19 protein-coding genes and 1 tRNA gene are annotated in these 22,212 nt (G+C 67.9%); 14 read left to right on the forward strand and 6 right to left on the reverse strand.

Features of this window, described 5'->3' with window-relative positions; all coding sequences use genetic code 11:
- Positions 1-2: 2 nt before the first annotated feature.
- The 3 genes from ACQP06_RS08055 (at position 3) to ACQP06_RS08065 (ending at position 3,946) form a co-directional block, all read left to right on the forward strand.
- A complete protein-coding gene (locus tag ACQP06_RS08055) occupies positions 3-1,514 on the forward strand; it encodes an APC family permease (protein WP_433671616.1) in 1,512 nt (503 codons plus the stop codon).
- A 37-nt stretch (positions 1,515-1,551) separates the two neighbouring features.
- Positions 1,552-2,802 carry an HAD family hydrolase gene (locus tag ACQP06_RS08060; RefSeq protein WP_433671618.1) on the forward strand — a complete coding sequence of 417 codons (1,251 nt, stop codon included), beginning with the start codon at positions 1,552-1,554 and terminating at the stop codon, positions 2,800-2,802.
- A gap of 184 nt (positions 2,803-2,986) precedes the next feature.
- Positions 2,987-3,946 carry a hypothetical protein gene (locus ACQP06_RS08065; protein WP_433671619.1) on the forward strand — a complete coding sequence of 320 codons (960 nt, stop codon included), beginning with the start codon at positions 2,987-2,989 and terminating at the stop codon, positions 3,944-3,946.
- A 14-nt stretch (positions 3,947-3,960) separates the two neighbouring features.
- Here ACQP06_RS08065 and ACQP06_RS08070 read toward each other — a convergent pair whose 3' ends face one another.
- Complete coding sequence (locus ACQP06_RS08070) at positions 3,961-4,794, reverse strand: hypothetical protein (RefSeq protein WP_433671621.1); 834 nt, start codon at positions 4,792-4,794, stop codon at positions 3,961-3,963.
- A 289-nt stretch (positions 4,795-5,083) separates the two neighbouring features.
- Positions 5,084-5,157 (reverse strand) — tRNA-Arg (locus ACQP06_RS08075).
- A 176-nt stretch (positions 5,158-5,333) separates the two neighbouring features.
- Here ACQP06_RS08075 and ACQP06_RS08080 point away from each other — a divergent pair.
- The 8 genes from ACQP06_RS08080 (at position 5,334) to ACQP06_RS08115 (ending at position 18,020) form a co-directional block, all read left to right on the forward strand.
- Positions 5,334-7,400 (forward strand): cytochrome c oxidase assembly protein, encoded by a 2,067-nt coding sequence (locus ACQP06_RS08080; RefSeq protein ID WP_433671623.1) that lies wholly within the window; start codon positions 5,334-5,336, stop codon positions 7,398-7,400.
- Positions 7,401-7,411: 11 nt separating this feature from the next.
- The gene (locus ACQP06_RS08085; RefSeq protein WP_433671624.1) at positions 7,412-8,356 is read left to right on the forward strand and encodes a threonine/serine dehydratase; all 945 of its coding nucleotides are present in this window, start codon (positions 7,412-7,414) and stop codon (positions 8,354-8,356) included.
- Positions 8,357-8,502: 146 nt separating this feature from the next.
- Positions 8,503-8,952 carry a single-stranded DNA-binding protein gene (locus ACQP06_RS08090; protein ID WP_433671626.1) on the forward strand — a complete coding sequence of 150 codons (450 nt, stop codon included), beginning with the start codon at positions 8,503-8,505 and terminating at the stop codon, positions 8,950-8,952.
- A 10-nt stretch (positions 8,953-8,962) separates the two neighbouring features.
- Positions 8,963-10,639 (forward strand): energy-dependent translational throttle protein EttA, encoded by a 1,677-nt coding sequence (gene ettA, locus ACQP06_RS08095; protein ID WP_433671628.1) that lies wholly within the window; start codon positions 8,963-8,965, stop codon positions 10,637-10,639.
- A 481-nt stretch (positions 10,640-11,120) separates the two neighbouring features.
- Positions 11,121-16,022 (forward strand): NAD-glutamate dehydrogenase, encoded by a 4,902-nt coding sequence (locus tag ACQP06_RS08100; RefSeq protein WP_433671630.1) that lies wholly within the window; start codon positions 11,121-11,123, stop codon positions 16,020-16,022.
- 38 nt (positions 16,023-16,060) lie between these two features.
- Positions 16,061-16,495: an acyl-CoA thioesterase gene (locus tag ACQP06_RS08105; RefSeq protein WP_433673267.1), complete on the forward strand. Its 435-nt coding sequence runs from the start codon at positions 16,061-16,063 to the stop codon at positions 16,493-16,495.
- A 13-nt stretch (positions 16,496-16,508) separates the two neighbouring features.
- On the forward strand, positions 16,509-17,183 hold the full coding sequence (locus ACQP06_RS08110; RefSeq protein WP_433671632.1) for a hypothetical protein: 675 nt from the start codon (positions 16,509-16,511) through the stop codon (positions 17,181-17,183).
- 105 nt (positions 17,184-17,288) lie between these two features.
- On the forward strand, positions 17,289-18,020 hold the full coding sequence (locus ACQP06_RS08115; protein ID WP_433671634.1) for a dienelactone hydrolase family protein: 732 nt from the start codon (positions 17,289-17,291) through the stop codon (positions 18,018-18,020).
- Between the two features lie 36 nt (positions 18,021-18,056).
- On the opposite strand, the gene ACQP06_RS08120 is transcribed toward ACQP06_RS08115, so the two are convergent.
- The gene (locus tag ACQP06_RS08120) at positions 18,057-18,374 is read right to left on the reverse strand and encodes an AzlD domain-containing protein (RefSeq protein WP_433671636.1); all 318 of its coding nucleotides are present in this window, start codon (positions 18,372-18,374) and stop codon (positions 18,057-18,059) included.
- Positions 18,371-19,081, reverse strand: a complete 711-nt coding sequence (locus ACQP06_RS08125) for an AzlC family ABC transporter permease (protein WP_433671638.1) — start codon at positions 19,079-19,081, stop codon at positions 18,371-18,373. Before ACQP06_RS08125 ends, ACQP06_RS08120 begins: the two co-directional genes overlap by 4 nt.
- A gap of 93 nt (positions 19,082-19,174) precedes the next feature.
- On the opposite strand from ACQP06_RS08125, the gene ACQP06_RS08130 reads away from it, so the two are divergent.
- Positions 19,175-19,795: a helix-turn-helix domain-containing protein gene (locus tag ACQP06_RS08130; protein ID WP_433671640.1), complete on the forward strand. Its 621-nt coding sequence runs from the start codon at positions 19,175-19,177 to the stop codon at positions 19,793-19,795.
- Between the two features lie 30 nt (positions 19,796-19,825).
- On the opposite strand, the gene ACQP06_RS08135 is transcribed toward ACQP06_RS08130, so the two are convergent.
- The gene (locus ACQP06_RS08135) at positions 19,826-20,188 is read right to left on the reverse strand and encodes a hypothetical protein (protein ID WP_433671642.1); all 363 of its coding nucleotides are present in this window, start codon (positions 20,186-20,188) and stop codon (positions 19,826-19,828) included.
- 61 nt (positions 20,189-20,249) lie between these two features.
- Here ACQP06_RS08135 and ACQP06_RS08140 point away from each other — a divergent pair, with 61 nt between their 5' ends.
- Positions 20,250-20,705, forward strand: a complete 456-nt coding sequence (locus ACQP06_RS08140; RefSeq protein WP_433671644.1) for a MarR family winged helix-turn-helix transcriptional regulator — start codon at positions 20,250-20,252, stop codon at positions 20,703-20,705.
- Positions 20,706-20,708: 3 nt separating this feature from the next.
- Here the strand turns inward: ACQP06_RS08140 and ACQP06_RS08145 are convergent, their stop codons facing one another.
- Positions 20,709-21,437, reverse strand: a complete 729-nt coding sequence (locus ACQP06_RS08145; RefSeq protein ID WP_357279914.1) for an HNH endonuclease — start codon at positions 21,435-21,437, stop codon at positions 20,709-20,711.
- Between the two features lie 260 nt (positions 21,438-21,697).
- On the opposite strand from ACQP06_RS08145, the gene ACQP06_RS08150 reads away from it, so the two are divergent.
- On the forward strand, positions 21,698-22,102 hold the full coding sequence (locus ACQP06_RS08150; RefSeq protein WP_213557400.1) for a globin: 405 nt from the start codon (positions 21,698-21,700) through the stop codon (positions 22,100-22,102).
- Positions 22,103-22,212 lie beyond the last annotated feature (110 nt).

Genomic DNA, 22,212 nt, shown 5'->3' on the forward strand with positions numbered 1-22,212 from the left:
CGATGACGCAGCAGATAGATCGCGCCGCCGCCGCGCCACCTGAGTCGGACTCCACCGTCCACCGGCTCAAGCCCAACGCCATCGGACTGCTCGGCGTGGTCTTCATGGCCATCGCCACCGCCGCACCGATCACCGCCATGACCGGCAACGTTCCGTTCATGATCTCCGCCGGCACCGGCAAGGGCACGCCCGCGGCCTTCCTGATCGCCATGGTCGTGCTGGCCGTGTTCTCGGTCGGCTTCACCACCATGAGCAAGCACATCACCGCCACCGGCGCGTTCTACGGCTTCATCTCCTACGGCCTCGGCCGCACGATCGGCTTGGCCTCGGGCTTGCTGGCGGCCTTCGCCTACATGGTGTTCGAGCCGTCGCTGATCGGCATCTTCGCCAGCTTCGGCACCAATACCGTGCTGGCACAGTTCGATACGCACATTCCGTGGTGGGTGTTCGCGATCGCCATGCTGGCCCTCAACGCGGTCGGGACCTGGTTCGGCGTCGCCGTGGCCGAAAAGCTACTGGTGGTCCTGCTTTTCACCGAGATCACGGTGCTTGCCGTGATGGCGGTATCGGTCGCCGTCCACGGTGGCGGGCCGCACGGATTCTCGCTGTCGCCGCTGAACCCGGTCGCCGCGTTCACCGGGCCGTCGGCCGGGCTGGGACTGTTCTTCGCGTTCTGGTCCTGGGTCGGGTTCGAGTCGACCGCCATGTACGGCGAGGAGTCCAAGAATCCCAAGAAGATCATCCCCAAGGCCACCATGATCGCCGTCCTCGGCGTCGGCGTGTTCTACGTGCTGGTGTCGTGGATGGCCATGTCCGGCAACGGCATCGACGAATCGATGGAGCTGGCCGGCTCGGCTAACCCGATGGACGTGTTCTTCAATCCGACCAACACCTATGTCGGCCACTGGGCGGTCACCGCGATGCAATGGCTGATGATGACCGGTTCCCTGGCCTGCGGGATGGCCTTCCACAACTGTGCCGCCCGCTACCTCTACGCACTGGGCCGCGAGGGCGTCCTGCCCGTGCTGCAGCGCACCCTCGGCCGCACCCACCCCAAGCACGGTTCGCCGCACATCGCCGGTCTGGTCCAGACGATCATCGCCGGACTGCTGGTCGCGGGCTTCGGCATCGCCGGCAAGGACCCCTACACCGGCACCTACACCCTGCTCGCGATCCTGGGCACCATGGCGATCCTGGTCGTGCAGTCGCTGTGCTCGTTCGCGGTGCTGGTCTACTTCCGCAACCATCACCCCGAGACCAGGCACTGGTTCAAGACCCTGGTCGCGCCGCTGACCGGTGGTCTGGCGATGCTGGGCGTGGTGGTGCTGCTGGTGGTCAATATGGGCACCGCGGCCGGCGCGGAATCCGGATCGCTGGTGTTGAAGGCGACGCCGTGGCTGGTCGGGCTGGTCGGTGCGGCCGGCATCGGCTACGCCCTCTACCTGAAGCTGCGTGATCCCGCCCGCTACGCCCTGCTCGGCAGGACCGTGCTGGAAGAAGCCCACGAACGCTGAAGACGCACGGCCCCAGCCGATTACGGAGAGCACACCTATGAAGACACGATCCCTCGTGGGATTGATCGCGGCCGCCGGCGCCCTGCTGTCACTGACCGCCTGCGGCTCCGGCTCCGATGGCGCCGCCGCGACCACGTGCAAGCAGTTGGATGCCGGACAGGCGTGGTACGGCACCAACAAGGACACCCTGTCGACCTTCATCGCCACTACCGGAACCTGCGGCAAGAAGGTCGACGCGAAGCCGCTCGCGTTGTTCGACTGGGACAACACGCTGGTCAAGAACGATGCCGGTGAGGCCACGTTCTATTGGCTGCTGTCCCACGACAAGGTGCTACAGCCGACCGACTGGTCGGCCACCAGCCCGTACCTGACTCCGGCGGCGAGTGCCGCACTCCGTGCCGCCTGCGGCACCGCGGCGTCGGGAACCCCGCTACCCACCTCCACCAACGCCCCGTGTGCCGACGAGATCCTCGCCATCGGAGACAACGCCAAGACCAAATCCGGCGCATCCGCATTCGACGGCTACGACCACCGGCGACTGGAACCGGCCTACGCCTGGCAGGTCCAGTTGCTCGCCGGGCACACTCCCGCCGAACTGACCGACTACGCCACCCAGGCTCGAGCCCAGAACCTCGCCGCCCCGGAAGGCACCGAGCAAACCATCGGCACCACCAAGGTCGACGGCTGGGTCCGCTACTACAGCCAGCAGCGGGATCTGGTCACCACGTTGCAGGCCAATGGATTCGACGTCCGCATCATCACGGCCTCGCCCGAGCCGGTGATCAAGGTCTGGTCACCTGAACTGGGTGTACCCGCCGACAAGGTGATCGGGATCGTCCCCCTCACCGGCAACGGCACCTACACCGGCCACATCGCGGGCTGCGGCGGCCTCGGTCCGGACCAGGTCATCACCTATATGGAAGGCAAACGCTGCGCAATCAACGAACGCATCTTCGGCATCACCGGCCCGACCGCCTTCGACCGACAACCACCCGATAAACGCCCGGCTCTGGCCGCCGGCGACTCCGACACCGACGTGGTCTTCGTCGGCGATGCCACGGCCCTCCACCTGGTCATCAACCGCAACAAGACCGAACTCATGTGCCAGGCGTACGCCAACCCCGACGGCAAATGGCTGATCAACCCGATGTTCATCAACCCCAAGAAGCACAAGGTCCAGCCCTACCCCTGTGCCACAACGGGTTTCACCACCGCCACCGGCGACCACAAACCGCTCACCCAACCGAACGGAACCCTCATCGCCGACCAGCAGGACACCGTCTACTGACCCCGGGACAGGTGCCCGCCCGAACGCGACGCGACGAACGACGGCCGGTGCCCACGCGGGCACCGGCCGTAGTCCCGGAGGTCTCGACGCCATCCGACAGACCCGCTACCGTTGAGCTACATCTGAATGGAAGTCAAGTAGTTCCGTACTCGCGCGGCTCGGCCGCGCTGTGAAAGGGGCAACGATGACGACCTATTCCCACACTGTTGCGTTGACCGCGGACTTCGGGTTCAACGAGCGGATCCCGGAGGGCCGCCGACAGGAGATCCGGAACTCGATCAGTGGTCTGATCACCCAGCAGATCGATGCGAACACCCGTCGTCGCGAGGCTGCCGCCGAGGAACGCGCCCTGGCCGACGCCCTACAGGAGCCCTACCTCGACCAGCTGCGGAACAGCACGCGAGGCGCTGATGCGCTGCGGCTCGCTGCCGAACGCGGTCGGACCAGGACTCTCGATGTCAGGGAATTGACGCCGGCGGCCGCGGAGAATCCGTCGCGGAATGTGCCGGCGGGAGCGTTCGACTACCAGTTCGCCCCGACCCGTGACTTCGAAGGACCGCCGACGCGCGTCTTCGCGATCCCCTACGACTTCCATTGGTTCTGGCACGACCTGAACGGGAGCCCGCCGTTCAATCAGATCATCACCGATGACAGCGGCCGCGTCGCGCTCGACGCCCGTGTCGGCAACGCCTCGGGCGCGACCGGCACGCTTGTCAACGCCCACGCCGGCTACGGCGTGAGCCTGCGTTCGGACCGCCGCGTCAACTGCATGGCGCGCTCGTTCCGATCCACGCAGGACTTCGGCATAGCCTCCGCCGGGCTCTCCGCCGACGCCACCGTCGAGGCCGGATGTGAAATGACGGTCATGCAGGCCGGTCACCTGGTCACCATGGCCACCGACAAACGCTTCCGCGGCCGGGTCAGCGGAACCCTCAATACTCCCACCCAGAATTACGAATACGACACCGGCGGTTTCGGACCAGGCGCGGTCATCGAGGTCCTCTGGACCATGGAAGCCAACACCGACTACGAACTCAACGTCGGCGCATGGGTTTACGCCGAATCCCACCACGGCATCGGGGGAGCCTCGGCACAATCCCAGATCGACGCGAAGGTCATCTTCATGAGCCTGTGGCAGCAATAGCGCCAATTACTCACTCAGACATGGCATCTCAGGTTGACCAGCAGAGTGTCGGCCGGTAGCGCGGCCAAATAGTCAGCGATGTGGTCGTAGCCCGCCGCGATGTCCGGCTCATGTGGGCAACGGTCGGGGTCGTCGCAGGCGCCATGTATTCCCGACCAGCCGTCCTCGTACCACCAGCCTTCCAACGACAAGATATTCCTATGCGGAACAGCGCGTTCCGCGGCTCGTGCGACGAACTCGCTTCGGGTGACCTTCCCGATGCCGTTGACCGGGTCGTACAGACCCGAGGGCAAACCCACAGCCCGTGTGGTGGGCACAGTGCCCAGATAGTCGCGGAACGCGCGAACCAGTGGCTGGTCGGAATAGTCCGCCGACTGCTGATCGCATCTGTCGCAGCCCGTCGAGTCCGGATCCTCGAAGGGACTCTCGTAGAACGCGTCTCGGGGCCTGGCGGCGGGCAGCCCCGACGCCAGTTCGTGCCACCGCACCCAGACCGCATCCGCCATCATCTCCATCGGCTCCCGATACTGCCGCGCCGTCGGCAGATCGAGCAGTACACGAGGACCGCCCGCACACCAGCCGAATTCGTTGGGAACCGCCACATGCGTGGTCCTAGCCCCCTCGCGCTGATGGGCCGTAGGGGACTGATGAAGGAGTCGGCTGTCCAGTTCGACCCCAGCCAGAACAGGCAGCCCGCTGCCCGCGGTCCCGTCGACGATCCGCCAGGTATCCCAGATATCCAGATCCTCACCCCGGGTGTAATCGAGCTCGAACGGCGCCATCGCCACCCCGACCGCACCTTCCACCCGCCCACCCGCCTCGGCGGGGAGGCATACGGTGATCCTCATGTGTGCCATGCCGAAATCAGACCACCGCCACGGCATTGCGGCATAACGAGTTTCGCCGTCGGAATGCTGAAGCCCGACAGCATCCCGATCGGTCCGCGGCTACTGGCGACGAGGTGTCGAACCTCACTACCCACCGCCACCCCCTGGGGGTCTCACCCCGCCGATAGGGGAATGCGCCGGTCAACCCGGCGCGATGACGCACCCACCTGGGGTTTCTCGAATACGGTGGGTGGGTATTAGGAGTGGGTACACCGCCTGACCTGGGAAAATGGTCAGGGTCGGTGTGATGCGCCCCCGGCAGGAATCGAACCTGCGACCTAGGGATTAGAAGGCCCTTGCTCTATCCAACTGAGCTACGGAGGCAGTGCGGGCATCGGCGGTGATGCGGGCTCCAAACACCTTGACCCAAATCGATCTCGGTGTCCAGCGGGTTGAGTATAGCGAGCGTCCAGGTTAGTAATGCTTCCTCGCTTAGCAACTGTTCGGCGCGTCGGGGCGGTTGTGCAGACCGGAGGACCGGAAACCCCAGGGGAGTCTGGATGGGCGCTCCGAACTACGCTGGGCGTATGTCGTCAGTGCAGGACCCGCCCGCAGGATCGGATGTTTCGGCGAATCGGTCGGGTTCGGGGGTGACGTTCGCTGCGGTCACGGCACTGGGTGGGGCGGCGGCCGCGTTGGTGGCGGCGCTGGTCGTGGCGTTGTCGGCGGCGCAGGCCCTGACCTTGCTGGGGATTCCCGATCCTGGTCCGCTGACCACGTACGGGCTGCCCGCGGTGCGCGCGGTGGCGGACTTCTCGGCGGCGCTGACCATCGGATCGCTGCTGTTCGCGGCGTTCTTCGTGCCGCCGCAGGAGAACGGGGTGCTGGACGTCGGGGGGTATCGGGCGCTGCGGCGGGCCGGGAACGCGGCGGTGGTGTGGGCCGGATCGGCGGCGCTGCTGGTGCCGTTGACGCTGTCGGACACCACCGGGCAACCGCTGCTGAACTCGCTGCGGCCCGAGCAGGTGTGGCGCGCCGCCGATCAGGTCGAGGTCGCGGGGTCCTGGCGGTTCACCGTGTTCATGGTGCTGGCGCTGGCCGTCGCGTGCCGGGTGGCGCTGCGCTGGGGCTGGACGCCCGTGCTGCTCCTGCTGTCGGTGCTCTCACTGCTGCCGGTGGCGCTGACCGGGCATTCGTCCTCGGGCGGCGCCCACGACCTGGCCACCAACAGCCTGATCCTGCACCTGCTGTCGGCCTGCTTCTGGGTCGGCGGACTGTTCGCGGTGCTGGCCTACGCGCTGCGTGACGGCAAATACACGGCACTGGCCGTGCGCCGGTTCTCGATCGTGGCGACCGTCTCGTTCGTGGTGATCGCGATCAGCGGTGTGATCAACGCCCTGGTCCGGCTGCCCGTGTCGGAACTGCTCGGAACCACCTACGGCAAGCTCGTGCTCGCCAAGACCGCGGCGCTGATCCTGCTCGGCGTCATGGGCTACCTGCAGCGCCGCAACGCCATCCCGGACCTGGAGAAGGACCCGCAGGATCGCGGCGCGCTCATCCGCCTCGCCGGTGTCGAGGCGCTCATCTTCGCGGCCACCGTCGGCCTCGCCGTCGGCCTGGGCCGCACCCCGCCGCCGGACCAGCGGACCGTGCCGACGCCGACCGAGGTCGAGATCGGCTACAACCTGGCCGGCCCGCCGACCGTGGCGCGGCTGCTGTTCGACTGGCGGTTCGACCTGATCTTCGGCACCCTCGCCCTGGTCATGGCCGGGCTGTACCTGCGCGGCGTGCTGCGGCTGCGCAAGCGCGGCGACGACTGGCCGATCGGCCGGACCATCGCCTGGCTCGCGGGCTGCCTGACGCTGCTGCTCGCGACCAGTTCGGGCGTGGGCCGGTACGCGCCGGCCATGTTCAGCGTGCACATGGCCCAGCACATGATGCTGTCGATGCTGGCCCCGATCCTGTTCGCGCTGGGCGGTCCGGTGCTGCTGGCGCTACGCGCGATCCAACCGGCCGGTCGGAATCAGCCGCCCGGCGCGCGCGAATGGATCCTGGCGGCCGTGCACAACCCGGTGTCGCGTTTCCTGACCCAGCCGGTCGTCGCCTCGGTGCTGTTCGTCGGCGGCTTCTACGCCCTCTACCTGGGCGGCATCTTCGACAAGTACGTCGGCACGCACGGCGCCCACATTCTGATGAATGTGCACTTCCTGCTCAGCGGATACCTCTTCTACTGGGTGGTCATCGGCATCGATCCCAAGCCGCGCCCGGTGGAGCCGCTCACCAAGCTGGGCATGGTCTTCGGCTCGCTGCCGTTCCACGCCTTCTTCGGCATCGCGCTGATGAGCATGAACACCGTGATGGGCGGCTGGTTCTACCGCGGCCTGGGCCTGTCCTGGAACAAGGACCTGCTCGGCGATCAGCACACCGGCGGTAGCCTCGCCTGGGCCAGCGGTGAGGTGCCGCTGGTCGTGGTGATGCTGGCGCTGCTCATCCAGTGGTCGCGCAGCGACCAACGGCTGGCGAACCGCCTCGACCGCAAGGCCGAGCGTGACGACAACGCGGACCTGACCGCGCACAACGCCATGTTCGCCGAGCTCGCTCGGCGCGACGGAGAGGTGCGCAAGTGAAGGATGTCGCCATGGCGACCCGGAAAGTGAAGCGGCTGTACAGATCCGACGTGCGCCAGGCCCGCCGGTTGCTGCGCGGGCACACCCGCAAGACGCCGGTCTTCCACACCGAGATCCTGGGCCCGCACGGCCCGGTCCCGGTGACGCTGAAACTCGAGCATCTCCAGCACGGCGGCACCTTCAAGGTGCGCGGCTGCCTCAACGCGCTCTTGCAGGCGCGCGGCGATCAGACCCAGGTGGTGCTGGCCTCGGCCGGCAATGCCGGGATCGCGGCGGCGCTGGCCAGCGCGGTGCGCGGAATGTCGTGCACGGTGGTGGTTCCGGAGTCGGCCTCGCACACCAAGGTGGCGGCCATGTGGTCGCACGGGGCCGAAGTGCTGTGGCACGGAACCACTTACGCCGAAGCGCACAAGTACGCCCGTCAGCTCGCCGCCGAGCGCGGCGCCATGCCGCTGCACGCCTACGACCTGCCCGAGATCGTGGCCGGTGCGGGTGTGGTCGGGCTCGAGATCGAGGAGCAGGTGCGCGGCAGACCGACGGTGCTGGCCGCGGTCGGCGGCGGTGGCCTGGTGGCCGGGGTCGCGGTGTCGCTGGGGCTGCGCGGCCGGGTGGTCGGGGTCGAGCCGGTGGGCGCGCCGACCCTACACGCGGCGCTGGCGGCCGGGCACCCGGTGGACGTCGACGTGTCCAGCGTGACCTCGGATTCCTTGGGCGCGAACCGGATCGGCGAGATCGCCATGGAGGTGGCGCAGCGCTACGCGGTGCGATCGGCGCTGGTCACCGACGACGCGATCGTGATGGCCCGGGAGTACCTGTGGCGCGAGTTCCGGATCGTGGTGGAGCCCGCGGGCGCGACCGCGGTGGCCGCGGTCCAGTGCGGGGCGTATGTGCCGGGCCCGGGGGAACGGCCGGTAATCGTCTTGTGCGGGGCCAACACCGATCTGGCGACCCTGTAGTCCATCGCGAAATTCATCCCCACCCCGCGAGTTGTCCACACTCGCCGAGGTGGGGTCTGCCCTCGTGCGCGCTCCCCGGCGAAGCTGGAACCCGGACCGAACGCAGGGCTCGCGGCGACGGGCTCGAATCGACAAGGGGGAGCGCGATGTACGAGGCGAATACCGCGGTGATCGGCCGGGTCGTCACCCAACCGGTGCTGCGTGCGCTGCAGAACGGCGATCAGCTGCTGAGCTTCCGGATGGCCAGCACCGCCCGTCGCTACGATCAGGCCGCCGGGGACTGGGTGGACGGTGGCACGTTGTACCTCACCGTAAGCTGTTGGCGACGGGGGATCATCGAGGGAGTCGAAGCGTCGCTGCAGCGAGGTGACCCGGTCATCGCGTACGGGCAGCTGCGCTCGAACGAGTACACCACCCGAGACGGCGCGGAGCGCACCGACCTCGAGATGCGGGCCCTGGCAGTGGGTCCCGACCTGGGTCGTTGCACCGCCCCGGTGGTGCGCAAAACCTTCGGTCGACCCGACCGGACCGACCCCGTGGAACGGCCGTCCGCCGATGCGGACACTGCCGGAGAACCCGCTACTACACACAGTTAGGCTTGCCGATATGGCTGAGTTCATTTACCAGATGGTGAAGGTGCGAAAGGCGCATGGCGACAAGGTCGTGCTCGACAATGTGACCTTGAACTTCCTTCCCGGCGCGAAGATCGGTGTCGTCGGCCCGAACGGCGCGGGTAAGTCCAGTGTGCTGAAGATCATGGCGGGACTGGACCAGCCGAACAACGGTGATGCCTGGCTCGCGCCGGGCGCGACGGTCGGCATCCTCATGCAGGAGCCGCCGCTCAACGAAGAGAAGACCGTGCGTGGGAACGTCGAGGAGGGCCTCGGCGAGATCAAGGTGAAGCTGGACCGCTTCAACGAGATCGCCGAGCTCATGGCGACCGACTACTCCGATGAGCTGATGGAGGAGATGGGCAAGCTCCAGGAGGAGCTGGACCACGCCGACGCGTGGGATGTCGACTCCCAGCTCGAGCAGGCCATGGACGCGCTGCGCTGCCCGCCGCCGGACGAGCCGGTCACCAACCTCTCCGGTGGTGAGCGCCGTCGTGTCGCGCTGTGCAAGCTGCTGCTGAGCAAGCCCGACCTGCTGCTGCTCGACGAGCCCACCAACCACCTCGACGCCGAGTCGGTGCTGTGGCTCGAGCAGTTCCTGGCCAACTACCCGGGCGCCGTGCTGGCCGTCACCCACGACCGGTACTTCCTCGACAATGTCGCGGAGTGGATCCTCGAGCTGGACCGCGGCCGGACCTTCCCCTACGAGGGCAACTACTCCACCTACCTGGAGAAGAAGGCCGAGCGCCTCGAGGTGCAGGGCAAGAAGGACCAGAAGCTGCAGAAGCGCCTCAAGGAGGAGCTGGCGTGGGTCCGCTCCGGCGCCAAGGCGCGTCAGGCCAAGAACAAGGCGCGTCTGGGCCGCTACGAGGAAATGGCCGCCGAGGCCGAGAAGATGCGCAAGTTGGACTTCGAGGAGATCCAGATCCCCGCGGGTCCGCGCCTGGGCAGCGTGGTCGTGGAGGTCGACAACCTGGACAAGGGCTTCGGCGACCGCCAGCTCATCAAGGATCTGTCCTTCACCCTGCCGCGCAACGGCATCGTCGGCGTCATCGGCCCGAACGGTGTCGGTAAGTCGACGCTGTTCAAGACCATCGTCGGCCTGGAGAACGCGGACAGTGGCAATGTGCGCGTCGGCGACACGGTCAAGCTGAGCTACGTCGACCAGAACCGCGGCGGCATCGACCCGAAGAAGACGGTCTGGCAGGTCGTTTCCGACGGTCTGGACCACATCCAGGTCGGTCAGGTGGAAATGCCTTCCCGCGCTTATGTTTCGGCTTTCGGGTTCAAGGGCCCGGACCAGCAGAAGCCAGCCGGCGTGCTCTCCGGTGGTGAGCGCAACCGCCTGAACCTCGCGCTGACCCTCAAGCAGGGTGGCAACCTGATCCTGCTCGACGAGCCCACCAACGACCTCGACGTCGAGACCCTGAGCTCGCTCGAGAACGCGCTGGAGAACTTCGCGGGCTGCTCGGTGGTCATCTCCCACGACCGCTGGTTCCTGGACCGCACCTGCACGCACATCCTGGCGTGGGAGGGCACCGAGGACAACCCGGCCGCGTGGTTCTGGTTCGAGGGCAACTTCGAGGCCTACGAGGCCAACAAGATCGAGCGCCTCGGCCCGGAAGCGGCCCGTCCGCACCGGGTGACCCACCGCAAGCTCACCCGCGGATAGCGCACCACCCCAACCGAATTCGCCGCTCGCCCCCACCCGGAGATCCGGCGCTCGCCCCCACCCGGAGATCCGGGTGGGGTAGCCGGACCGTGCCGTCATCGGCCGGCTACCGCGGGCTCGGGTCCCGATCCGGCCCGTGGGCGAGCGGTCGGTTGACCACTTTTGCCTGGCTCGACGATGTTTGCTGGACGGTTTACGGTTCGCTGGATGGCGGGCGGTGGCCGCGGAAGTGAACGGTTATCGAACAGCGAACTCAGCGGTTTCGCATTCGCACTAGTGCGTGAAAACTGTTTTGGTGCAAGGTTTGTCGGAGACGACCTGGCGATATCGGGCGAACATCTCACTCATCGAACCGTCCGGTTTGTCGGTATTATGAGACGCGGCGTGGCATTGACAGGAATTCGACCCGGTACCTGTTGTGTCCAGCTACTCTCGCATCGGCGTCACTTTGTTACGGAACCGAATCCGAGGAGTTGGCGAAATGACGGTCTCGTCCGAATTGTCCAGCAAGGCCTGGGCTGCGAGTTTGCCCAAGTCGCTGGGCGGCAACCTCGTGTCCCTCGAGGAGGCATATTTCCGTCACGTCGACGCCGGCGACGCGGACTGCGCCATTCCCGCGACCTCCACCCACATCTTCCGCTGCCACGTCGATCTGGCCGTGCAGCGCACCCCCGGCACCGCGAATGTCCATGTGTACCAGGCGGATGACGAGGCCGGGCTCGGCGTCGCCATCCAGTTGGTCACCGACGACATGCCACTGCTCGTCGAGTCCGTCACCGCTTTCCTGAGTCGCATCGGCGTCAGTGTCAGCGAGGTCGTGCACCCCATCTTCGAGGTCACCCGAGACGCCACGGGTAGCCTGGAGACGGCGTTGCCGCACGAGGTCGACGGCAATGGCGCGACCGGTCTGCGCGAATCCTGGATGCACGTGCAGCTGCATCCGGCGACCAGCCGCGCGCAGCTCGAGCGCATCGAGTCCGCGCTGCCCGACGTGCTCACCGACGTGCGCCGCGTCATCGAGGACACCGAGGCCATGCGCCAGGCCCACGAGCGGGTCGCCGGTGAACTCGACAGCGCCGCGGCCGCCGGTAGATCGGGCTTCCCGGCAACCGATCTCACCGAGTGCGCCGACCTGCTGCGTTGGCTGGCCGACGGTCATTTCACCGTGCTCGGCTACGCCCGGTACGAACGCAGCACCGTGGACGGCCAGGCCAAGTCGATCATCGTCCCGGAGACCAGTCTGGGCGTGCTGCGCCCCAATGTCGGCACCGACTTCCGCGTCCCGGACAACAGCGGTGACCAATCGCTGCTCATGCTGACCCAGGGCCTGGTCCCGGCCACCGTGCACCGCGCGGTCTACCCGTACTTCGTCGGCGTCGCCGAGATGGACGAATCGGGTGCGGTCATCGGTGAACACCTGTTCATCGGTGTCTTCACCGTCACCGCCCTGCACGAGAACGTGCTCGACATCCCGATCATCCGCCGCCGGGTGAAATCCATCATCGAGTCCAGCGGCTTCGACCTGGACTCGTTCTCGGGCCAGGAGATGCTCGAGGTCATCCAGTCCTTCCCGCGCACCGAGCTGTTCTCCTCGCACGGCGACGCGCTGCGCCGCACCGCCAGCGCGGTGCTGAATGTCGGCATGCGCCGCCAGGTCCGCTTGTTCATGCGCCTGGACGGCTACGGCCGCTTCGTGGCCTGCATGGTGTATCTGCCCCGTGACCGCTACACCACCCGCGTGCGCCTCGAGATGCAGGACATCCTGGTGCGCGAACTGGGCGGCGTCTCCATCGACTACTCGGCGCGGGTCTCCGAAAGCGACCTCGCCAGTGTGTATTTCACCGTCCGGCTGCCCGATGAGGGCACCGCGGTCGACACCACCGAGACCAATCGGCTGCGCATCCAGCACCTGCTGTCCGAGGCCAGCCGCACCTGGGACGACCACCTGCGCGACGAGGTGGCCACCTCGTCGGTGCTGGATCCGGCCGTGGCGCAGCGCTACGCGGAGTCCCTGCCGGAGAGCTACAAGGAGGACTTCGATCCCACCCGCGCCATGGCCGACATCCTGCGCCTGCAGGGTCTGGCCGAGGGCGGCATCGATCAGCACCTGTACCGCTGGCCCGATTCCGCCCCGGGCTCTTGGCGTTTCACGCTCTATGTCGGCGGCGGCGGCATCTCGCTGAGCCAGGTATTGCCGCTGCTGCAGAGCCTCGGCGTCGAGGTGATCGACGAGCGCCCGCACCAGGTCGACGGTGACCACGGCCCGGAACAGTGGATCTACGACTTCGGCCTGCTGGCTCGCCCGGAACTGCTGCGCAGCGCCCTGGACCGGAACATGGACGCCGAACTGGTGGAGTCCGTGGGCCGCCTCGATGTGCTCGACGCCCAGGTGCGCGGGATGCGCCAACGCTTCACCGAGGCGTTCGAGGCGCTCTGGTACGGCCGCGCCGAGGCCGACGGCCTCAATGAGCTGGTGCTGCGCGGCGGCCTGAACTGGCGCGCCGTCTCCATCCTGCGCGCCTACTCGAAGTACTTGCAGCAGGCCGGATTCCCGTACAGCCAGGCCGCCATCACCCGCGTGCTGCTGGCGTACCCGGAGGCGGCGAGCATGTTCGCCGACCTGTTCTCCGCGCTCTTCGATCCCGATTCGGCCAATGCCGAGCATGCCGCGGAGCTGGAGGCCGCGGTCCGCCGCCGGATCGACGACGTGGTGAGTCTGGACGCCGACCGCATCCTGCGCGCCATCCTCGGCCTGATCAGGGCCACCCTGCGCACCAACTACTACGTCCTCGACGCCGAGGGCCGGTCGCGGGACTACCTGTCGTTCAAGGTGGAACCGCGCGAGATCACCGAATTGCCCAAGCCCCGTCCGCAATTCGAGATCTTCGTCTACTCGCCGCGGGTCGAGGGCGTGCATCTGCGCTTCGGCCCGGTGGCGCGCGGCGGTCTGCGCTGGTCGGACCGCCTGGAGGACTTCCGCACCGAGATCCTGGGCCTGGTCAAGGCGCAGGCGGTGAAGAACGCCGTGATCGTGCCGGTCGGCGCGAAGGGCGGATTCGTGGTGAAGCAGCCCCCCGCCGCCACCGCCGACCCGGTCGCCGACCGCCAGGCGCTGCAGGCCGAGGGCATCGCCTGCTACCGCACCTTCATCTCCGGCTTGCTCGACGTCACCGACAATGTCGATCGCGCCACCGGCGCGGTGCTGCCCCCGGCCCGGGTGCTGCGCCGCGACGCCGACGACACCTACCTGGTGGTCGCCGCCGACAAGGGCACCGCCACCTTCTCCGATATCGCCAATGACGTTGCCCAGCAGTACGGTTTCTGGCTCGGCGACGCCTTCGCCTCGGGCGGTTCGGTGGGCTACGACCACAAGGCCATGGGCATCACCGCCAAGGGCGCGTGGGAGAGCGTGAAACGGCATTTCGCCGAGATGGACATCGACACCCAGTCCGAGGACTTCACGGTGGTCGGCGTCGGCGACATGTCCGGGGACGTGTTCGGCAACGGCATGCTGCTCTCGCGGCGCATCCGCCTGCTCGCGGCCTTCGACCACCGGCACATCTTCCTGGACCCGAATCCCGACGCCGCCACCTCGTTCGCCGAGCGCGAGCGCATGTTCGCCCTGCCGCGCTCGTCGTGGGCCGACTACGACAGGTTGCTGATCAGCACCGGCGGCGGCGTCTACGACCGCACGGTCAAGTCGATTCCGGTCAGCGAGCAGGTGCGTGAGGCTCTGGGCCTGGCCGCCGACGTCACCTCGCTGTCCCCGCCGGAGATGATCCGCGCCATCCTGATGTCCCCGGCCCAGCTGCTGTGGAATGGCGGCATCGGCACCTACATCAAGGCCTCCACGGAGACCAATGCCGAGGTGGGCGACAAGTCCAATGACACGGTCCGGGTGAACGCGAACGCCCTGCGCGTCAATGTGATCGGCGAGGGCGGCAACCTGGGCGTCACCGCGCACGGTCGCATCGAGTTCTGCAAGCACGGCGGCAAGATGAACACCGACGCGCTCGACAACTCCGCCGGTGTGGACTGCTCCGACCACGAGGTCAATATCAAGGTCCTGCTCGACGGCGTGGTCTCGGCGGGCGAACTGTCCCAGGCCGAGCGCAATCCGCTGCTGGCGTCGATGACCGACGAGGTGTCGGCGCTCGTATTGCAGGACAACGTGTCCCAGAACTATCTGATGGGCATGTCCCGCGCCGAGGCCCCGCGCATGCTGAATGTGCATCAGCGGCTCATCGAGGATCTCGAGGACCGCCGCGGCCTGGACCGCGAGCTCGAGGCGCTGCCCGCGGACACGGAGCTGAAGCAGCGCATCGAGGAGGGTGCGGGCCTGACCTCGCCGGAGCTGTCGAATCTGATGGCGCACGTGAAGCTTTCGCTCAAGGCCGACCTGCTCGCCAGCGACCTGCCCGATACCGCGTACTTCGCGGCGCGGGTGTCGCAGTACTTCCCGACCCCGCTGCGCACCCGGTTCGGCACGGCCATCAAGCGGCACCGCCTGCGCCGCGAGATCACCAGCACCATGCTGGTGAACGAGGTGGTCGATCTGGGCGGCATCACCTACGCCTTCCGGCTGGGTGAGGAGATCGGAGCGTCGGCCTCGGACGCGGTGCGCGCCTTCACCGCCGCCACCCAGATCTTCGATCTGCACACGGTGTGGAAGACCATCCGCGACGCGGACGTCTCCACGGGCATGAAGGACGCGCTGGAGCTGGAGACCAAGCGCACGCTGGACCGGGCCTCGCGCTGGCTGCTCAACAACCGTCCGCAGCCGGTCGCGGTGGGCGCGGAGATCCACCGCTACTCGCAGGGCGTGCGCACGCTCGCGCCGAAGGTGCCGAGCTGGCTGCGCGGGCACCACATCGACACGCTCAACGAGCAGTCGCAGGCCATCGCCGAGCAGGGCGTGCCCGCCGAGCTGGCCATCACGGTGTTCGGGCTGCTGAACCAGTTCCCACTGCTGGACGTGCTCGACATCGCCGACATCACCGATCGCAGTGGTGAGGAGGTGGGCGCGCTGTACTACGCGCTCAACGACCACCTGAAGATCGATTGGCTGTTGCAGGCGGTCAGTCACCTGGAACGCGGCGACCGCTGGCACGCGCTGGCCCGGCTCGCGCTGCGCGACGACATGTACGGGTCGCTGCGCTCGCTCACCCTCGACGTGCTCTCCGCCGGCGACCCGGAGGAGACCGCCGAGGAGAAGATTGCATACTGGGAGTCGAAGAATCAGTCCCGATTGGGCCGCGCACGCTCGGCCCTGTCGGAACTTTTCGAGTCCGGAACCCACGACCTGGCCACGCTGTCGGTTGCGGCGCGGCAGGTGCGCAGCATGGTGAGCGGGGTGGGTGCGCAATCGGAGGTACCGCGTTGACGATCGGTTCGCTGAACGACCTGGCAGCAGGCCCGGGTGTGACGGACACGGCCACACCCGGCCGCTTCCACACCCCGGTGGAGGTGCGCTGGTCGGATATGGACGCCTTCCAGCACATCAACCATGCCCGCATGGTGACCCTGCTGGAGGAAGCCCGGATCCCGTGGCTGTTCCTGGACGAGCGACCGACCGTCAAGCTGCGGGCCGGCTGTGTGCTGGCCGACCTGCGGGTGCAGTACAAGGGCCAGCTGCGCCACGAGGATTCGCCGCTGGACGTCTCCATGTGGGTCGAGCGGCTGCGCGCGGTGGACTTCACCGTCGGCTACGAGGTGCGCGCCGCGGGCGCGTCCCCGGACTCCCCGCCGGCGGTGGTCGCCTCCACCCAGCTGGCCGCCTTCGACATCGACACCCAGCGCCTACGCCGCCTCACCACCGAGGAACGCGACTACCTGTCGCTGTGGCTGGCCGACTGACCCGAGAACTGTCTTGTCGGGACAACTGACCCTGTACGTTCCGGATCCCGCGGAGCGCGAGAACCTGGCCACCTTCCTCACCCACGCCGTCCGGCTCGACCCGGCCGCGGTCATCCGCCTGCGCCGGCGCGGTGACCGCTTCGTCTCCGCCTGGGCCGCCACCGGATTCGAGGCGCTGGCCGTCCGCACCGTGGTCGCCGAACTCGGGATGGACGACGTGACCGTCAGCGCGGACACCGTCCTCGCCGGTCTGCACGGGCCCGATGCGAGCGCCGCGTTCGGACTGGGCTTCGCCATGGATTCCGCCTGGCACGGGGCCCTGCCGCCGGAGAACGGGTTCGTCCACGTGGAGGATGTGCCCGCACGCATGCTCGTGGAATTGGCCGAGCGCGGCGCGGAGGTCGCCCAGGAGCACGGCGGGAAACACGGCCCGCCCGCCGCACTGCTGGATCAGACCGTGCTCACCGTCTCCAATGCCGGTGAGTGGGTCGAGGTGCCGATGCGGGTGGTGTTCGCGCTGGCCGCCATGGATTTCATTCCGCACGGCGGCGAGAAGACCGACTCCCGGCGCATCTCCGTCGACGAGATCGTGCGGGTCCGCGCGGCCCGCACCTGGCTGCGCTTGGACGCCCGCTACGGGTCGGTGGCCCGCCGCCGCGGACCCGCCCTGCCGCTGCTGACGCACTGAGCTCCACGGCAAGTTTCGAAAGATGATGTGTCCCATCGGCTGTTCGATGGGACACATCGCCGATTCGACGGCCCGTGACCCCGCCAACCGCACTACGTTTGGCATATGACAGCTGTCGCGATCGAGACCGGGTGGGTCGACCTGAAGGTCGGAGACACCGTGATGAGCGCCTACGTGGCTCACCCCGCCGAGCCCGGCGCTTACCCGGGAGTCGTTGTCGGACACGAGATCTACGGCCTGCACGCCACCGCGAAGCAGGCCACCGAGCGCATCGCGGCCCTCGGCGCGATCGCCATCCTGCCGGACCTGTTCCATCGCGAGGCGCCGCGCGCCGACCTGGAGTTCGGGGGAGAGGGTCGCGAGCGCGGCCTGGCACTGCTGCGCACGCTGAGCCGCCCCGACGTGCTCTCGGACATCTCCGCGTGCCTCGACGAACTACGCGGCCGGGAGGCCACCTCCCTGAACATGGTCGGCTTCAGCGCGGGCGGCCACGTCGCCTATTACGCCGCGACGCAACTCCCGCTGGCCGCTACCGCCGCCTTCTATCCCGGCTGGCTCACCAATACCGATATCCCGCTGTCCACCCCCGAGCCGACCATCGAGGCCACCCCCGGCATCACCGGCCGCATCCTGCTGTTCTTCGGCGGCCTGGACCCGCTGATCGACGACGAGGCGCGTGACGAGCTCGAAGAAGCCTTGACGGCCAATGACATTCCGCACGAGATCGTGGTCTACGAGGACGCCCCGCACGGCTACGTCTACCCGGGCCGCGACTGGTACCGCGCCGAACTCGCCGAGGATTCCTGGACCCGCATCGCGGACCTGCTCGGCCGCTGAGGTTCCCGAGCGGAGCGCTGAATTCCCGAGTGGAGATCAGTGCACGCCGAGCATCCGTAGCCCGGCGGTGACGACCGCGGCCGACAGGATCACCACGATCAGCGGCGCTCGCCGCCAGGCCAGCACGGCCGCGACAAGGACACCGGCGGGCATCGCCCACCCGAATTGACTTCCGCCCGAAGGCATCAGCGTGGTCACGGCCAGCGCCGTGAGCAGCACGACCGAGGCGATCTCGAGCAGCCGGACGGTGCGCGGCGAGATCCGGATGCGGCTCCGCAGGAGCGGCCCGGCGAACCGGAACGCGAAGGTGCCCAGGGCCAGTGCCATGGTGGCCATCAACAGGGTCTTGGTCATCCGGCTGCGCTCACGGTCGAATCCGCGGTGGCGTCGTCGGTCCCCGCACGGCGGGCGACCAGCAGCACCGCGCCCAGCGCCAGCAGCACGGGCAGGCCCGCGCCGAGGAACGGCGTGGTCGCGGCCGCCACCGCCGCACCGGCCAATGCGGCGGTGCGCGTGAGGGAGTCGCGCAGGGCCGGAAGGACGAGGGAGAACAGCACCGCCGGGAAGACGGCGTCCAGTCCGAAGATGTTCGGGTCGGGCACGACCGAGCCGAGGATCGAGCCGACGGCCGCGCCGAGCGGCCAAGCGGCCAGAACGGCCAGCCCGCACAGCCAGTAGGCGGCGCGACGGCGGTCGCGGTCGGGCTGGGCCAAGGCCATGGCGACCGATTCGTCGTTCATGACGTGGGTCCCGAGCAGTCGCCGCCAGCCGGTGCCGACCACATCGGGCAGGGACAGCCCGTAGGGCACATGCCGCGCATTGACCAGCAGTCCGGCCAGCACGGCCGCGACCAGCCCGCCGCCGGCGGTGAGGATGCCGATGAAGACGAATTCCGAGCCCCCGGCCACCACGGCCACGCTCAGGAGAACCGGCAGCCAGCCGGGCAGTCCAGAGGTCACTGCGGTAGCGCCGTAGGATACGCCGATCATGGCGACTGCCAGGCAGATCGCCGCGATTCCTGTGAGCACACCCCGATCGAGTGTTCGCCATGCCGAACGCATGTTTTCTATAATGAACACACCCGGCCGGGTTCGTCAAAGGGGCGTGCCGGAGGAAAGGGTGCGGCCGCCCGGGCCGGTACTGTGAACGCCACCATGACCCAGCAGCCCGACCGCTCCGCACCGGCGTCTCCCGCGGGGGCCGCGGCGTCCCCGCCGGACGCGATCCCGCCGTCTCCGCAGGAGGCGATCGCCGCCGCGCTGCGCCGGGAGCGCGCCCGTTCCGGGCTCTCGCTGACCGAGGTCGCCAAGCGGGCCGGGATCGCGAAATCCACGCTGTCCCAGCTGGAATCGGGTGCGGGCAATCCCAGCATCGAAACCCTGTGGGCGCTGTGCATCGCGCTCGACATCCAGTTCTCGCGGCTACTGGATCCGCCGACGCCGCAGGTGCAGGTGATTCGCGCGGGCGAGGGCCCGGTGCTCGCCTCGGCCGAATCGGAGTATCGGACCACGCTGCTCGCGGCCTCCCCGCCCGCCGCGCGCCGTGACGTGTATCGCGTCACCGCCGAGCCCGGCCATCCCCGTGACTCGGTCCCGCACTCGCGCGGCGTCGTCGAACACATCGTGCTGTGTGCCGGTCGCGCCAAGGTCGGTCTCGCCGAGGATCCGGTCGAGCTCGAACCCGGCGACTACATCTGCTACCCCGGCGATATGCCGCACGTCTTCGAAGCCCTCGAACCGGGCACCTGGGCGCTGCTCGTCAGCGAATACAGCTGATCCTCGAACAACCTTGTCGCCGAGGGGTTTTCACTGCATCGCGAGCCACCAGGCGGACAGCAGATGCACCGCCGCCAGTCCGACGCAGGTGGCGGCCATCGGCCAATTGCGCCGCCCGGCACCGATGATCGCGTCCCCGATCTGAGCCAGCCCGGCCACGATGAGGACCGGCGCGAGCCCTGAGCGCGCACCGACCGCGAGCAGGATCAGCACCACGATGCTCAGCGGCACCGCCCGCGCCCCGTATCCGTAGGCGAAAAACCTTGTCCCCGCGTTGATCTGGCCGCCGTCCGGCACCGCGAGGGCGGGCCGCGCCATGCCCACCACGCTGGAGATTCCGGAGATCAAGGCGACCGCTCCATTGGCGATGGCGATTCCCGTGTACGCGTCCATGTCGTTCACTCCAATAATCATTCACACTCTGAATGGTTCGAGCAGAAGTATCATCGGACCCGTGAACGATGTCAAGAAGTCGACCGGGCTCCCGAAGACCGTCGCGTTCCGCCTGGGCACCGTCGGCGCGGTGGTCGCCGACCGCTTCGCCGCGCGCATCGAACCGCTCGACCTCAAGCCCAAGCACGCGGGTCTGATGACCGCGCTGAGCCACGGCGAAGCCGCCTCACAGCAGGAGTTGGCGGGCCGGCTCGGCGTCGCGCCGAGTCTGGTGGTGGCGCTGGCCGATCACCTGGAACGGCTGGGCGCGATCGAACGCGTGCGGGACCCCGCGGATCGCCGACGGCAGGTGCTCACGCTCACCGAACAGGGACATGCTCTGCTCGCGGCGTGTGAGAAGGCCGCGCGGGAACTCGACACGGAACTCACCGCCGGATTGCGGCCGGACGAGCGCACGGCCTTACAGCGTGCGCTCGGCGTACTGGCCGCCGACGCCGGGCTGCCGACGGGCGAGTGACGGCTAGGCCGCGCCCTCGCCCAGATACTGCAACCACGTCGGGTCCAGCTCGGAACTGGCCGACAGCAACCGCCAGTGCGGGCCCTTGGGCGCGACCATCGGATGGTGCAGGGCCCAGCCCAGTTCACTCAGCAGCTTGTCCGCTTTGCGGTGATTGCAGGGCGCGCAGGACGCCACACAGTTCTCCCACGAATGGGCTCCGCCGCGGCTGCGCGGAATGACGTGATCGATGGTCTCGGCCTTGCCGCCGCAATAGGCGCAGCGGTAGCGGTCGCGATGCATGAGCGCGGCTCGGGTCATGGGTACCCGTGCCCGGTACGGAACGCGCACGTAGTTGCGTAGTCGGATGACCGAGGGGAGCGACACCGAGGTCCCGGCGGAATGCACGACCGGACCTTCCGGATTGTCGTGCACCGTATCGGCCTTGTCGCAGATCAGCAGCACGATGGCGCGGCGCGCGGACAGGGCGGTGAGTGGCTCGTACGTGGCGTTGAGCAGCAGCACGCGGCGTTTGGCCCAGGCGGGGACGGGTGCTGCGGTGGGTGGGTGATGCGAGTGTTCGCGGTGGTCGCCCGGATGGGCGGGCTCGGGATGAGCGCCCGGATGATGCTCGGCATGAGAATGTTCGGACAGTAAGTGCAGCGGAGTAGCCCCCGACCCACGATTGTGGACATCGGCGGGCTGGAGTTGTCGATGCGTCCGCGCCTCACGGGCGCCGTGCCGCTGCTTCATGGGCCATACCCCGGTTTCGTATTCGTCCGATTGTGTGGTATCTCGGCAGACTGCCACCCAGTTGACCATGGAACGGCGCACAATGCCATCTCTTTCGACACATTGTCAGACACATTCGGATGAACACCGCGTGACAATCGCTGGGACCGGGGTTTCCGGGCGTTGACAGGGCATTTTTCGGTAGCTCACCGGTGTCCTGGGCGGCGCTGAATCCGACCCGGACGGGGTGCGGGCCGGACCGGACACGGCAGAATGGGGGCGTGACTTCTGGCGAGCAGACTCAAATCTCCTTCTTCGAGGCCGTGGGCGGCCAGGCGACGTTCCATCGGATCGTGGCCGCCTTCTACCGCGAGGTGGCGGAGGACGAGGTGCTGCGGCCGTTGTACCCGGAGGAGGACCTCGGCCCTGCCGAGCGTCGGTTGCGGATGTTCCTGGAGCAGTACTGGGGTGGCCCGCGCACCTACTCCGACGAGCGTGGCCACCCGCGGCTGCGGATGCGGCACCACCCGTTCAAGGTCGGTCCGATCGAGCGGGATGCCTGGCTGCGGGCCATGCGCATCGCGGTGGCGGAGATCGAGCCGGAGGTGCTCGACGACGCGCATCGCAAGCAGTTGCTCGACTACTTCGAGATGGCCGCCAATTCGCTCATGAACTCGCCCTTCTGATTTCGCACCGCAGAAGTCGCAGCTTCCCACGGGGATTCCGGTCGGTCGTGGCTGTCCGCTGATCATTTGCTGAAACTGGACAAGTCCTTCCGACGGACCCGCGAAAGCCG

The sequence above is a fragment of the Nocardia sp. CA-136227 genome (assembly GCF_050955695.1).
Taxonomy (GTDB): Bacteria; Actinomycetota; Actinomycetes; order Mycobacteriales; family Mycobacteriaceae; genus Nocardia.

What these genes read in the sequence shown, in the direction of transcription:
- ACQP06_RS08055 (WP_433671616.1), top strand. Translation starts at nt 3, where the DNA reads ATGACGCAGCAGATAGATCGCGCCGCCGCCGCGCCACCTGAGTCGGAC.
- ACQP06_RS08060 (WP_433671618.1), top strand. Translation starts at nt 1,552, where the DNA reads ATGAAGACACGATCCCTCGTGGGATTGATCGCGGCCGCCGGCGCCCTG.
- ACQP06_RS08065 (WP_433671619.1), top strand. Translation starts at nt 2,987, where the DNA reads ATGACGACCTATTCCCACACTGTTGCGTTGACCGCGGACTTCGGGTTC.
- ACQP06_RS08070 (WP_433671621.1), bottom strand. Translation starts at nt 4,794, where the DNA reads ATGAGGATCACCGTATGCCTCCCCGCCGAGGCGGGTGGGCGGGTGGAA.
- ACQP06_RS08080 (WP_433671623.1), top strand. Translation starts at nt 5,334, where the DNA reads ATGGGCGCTCCGAACTACGCTGGGCGTATGTCGTCAGTGCAGGACCCG.
- ACQP06_RS08085 (WP_433671624.1), top strand. Translation starts at nt 7,412, where the DNA reads ATGGCGACCCGGAAAGTGAAGCGGCTGTACAGATCCGACGTGCGCCAG.
- ACQP06_RS08090 (WP_433671626.1), top strand. Translation starts at nt 8,503, where the DNA reads ATGTACGAGGCGAATACCGCGGTGATCGGCCGGGTCGTCACCCAACCG.
- ettA (WP_433671628.1), top strand. Translation starts at nt 8,963, where the DNA reads ATGGCTGAGTTCATTTACCAGATGGTGAAGGTGCGAAAGGCGCATGGC.
- ACQP06_RS08100 (WP_433671630.1), top strand. Translation starts at nt 11,121, where the DNA reads ATGACGGTCTCGTCCGAATTGTCCAGCAAGGCCTGGGCTGCGAGTTTG.
- ACQP06_RS08115 (WP_433671634.1), top strand. Translation starts at nt 17,289, where the DNA reads ATGACAGCTGTCGCGATCGAGACCGGGTGGGTCGACCTGAAGGTCGGA.
- ACQP06_RS08120 (WP_433671636.1), bottom strand. Translation starts at nt 18,374, where the DNA reads ATGACCAAGACCCTGTTGATGGCCACCATGGCACTGGCCCTGGGCACC.
- ACQP06_RS08125 (WP_433671638.1), bottom strand. Translation starts at nt 19,081, where the DNA reads ATGCGTTCGGCATGGCGAACACTCGATCGGGGTGTGCTCACAGGAATC.
- ACQP06_RS08130 (WP_433671640.1), top strand. Translation starts at nt 19,175, where the DNA reads ATGACCCAGCAGCCCGACCGCTCCGCACCGGCGTCTCCCGCGGGGGCC.
- ACQP06_RS08135 (WP_433671642.1), bottom strand. Translation starts at nt 20,188, where the DNA reads ATGGACGCGTACACGGGAATCGCCATCGCCAATGGAGCGGTCGCCTTG.
- ACQP06_RS08145 (WP_357279914.1), bottom strand. Translation starts at nt 21,437, where the DNA reads ATGAAGCAGCGGCACGGCGCCCGTGAGGCGCGGACGCATCGACAACTC.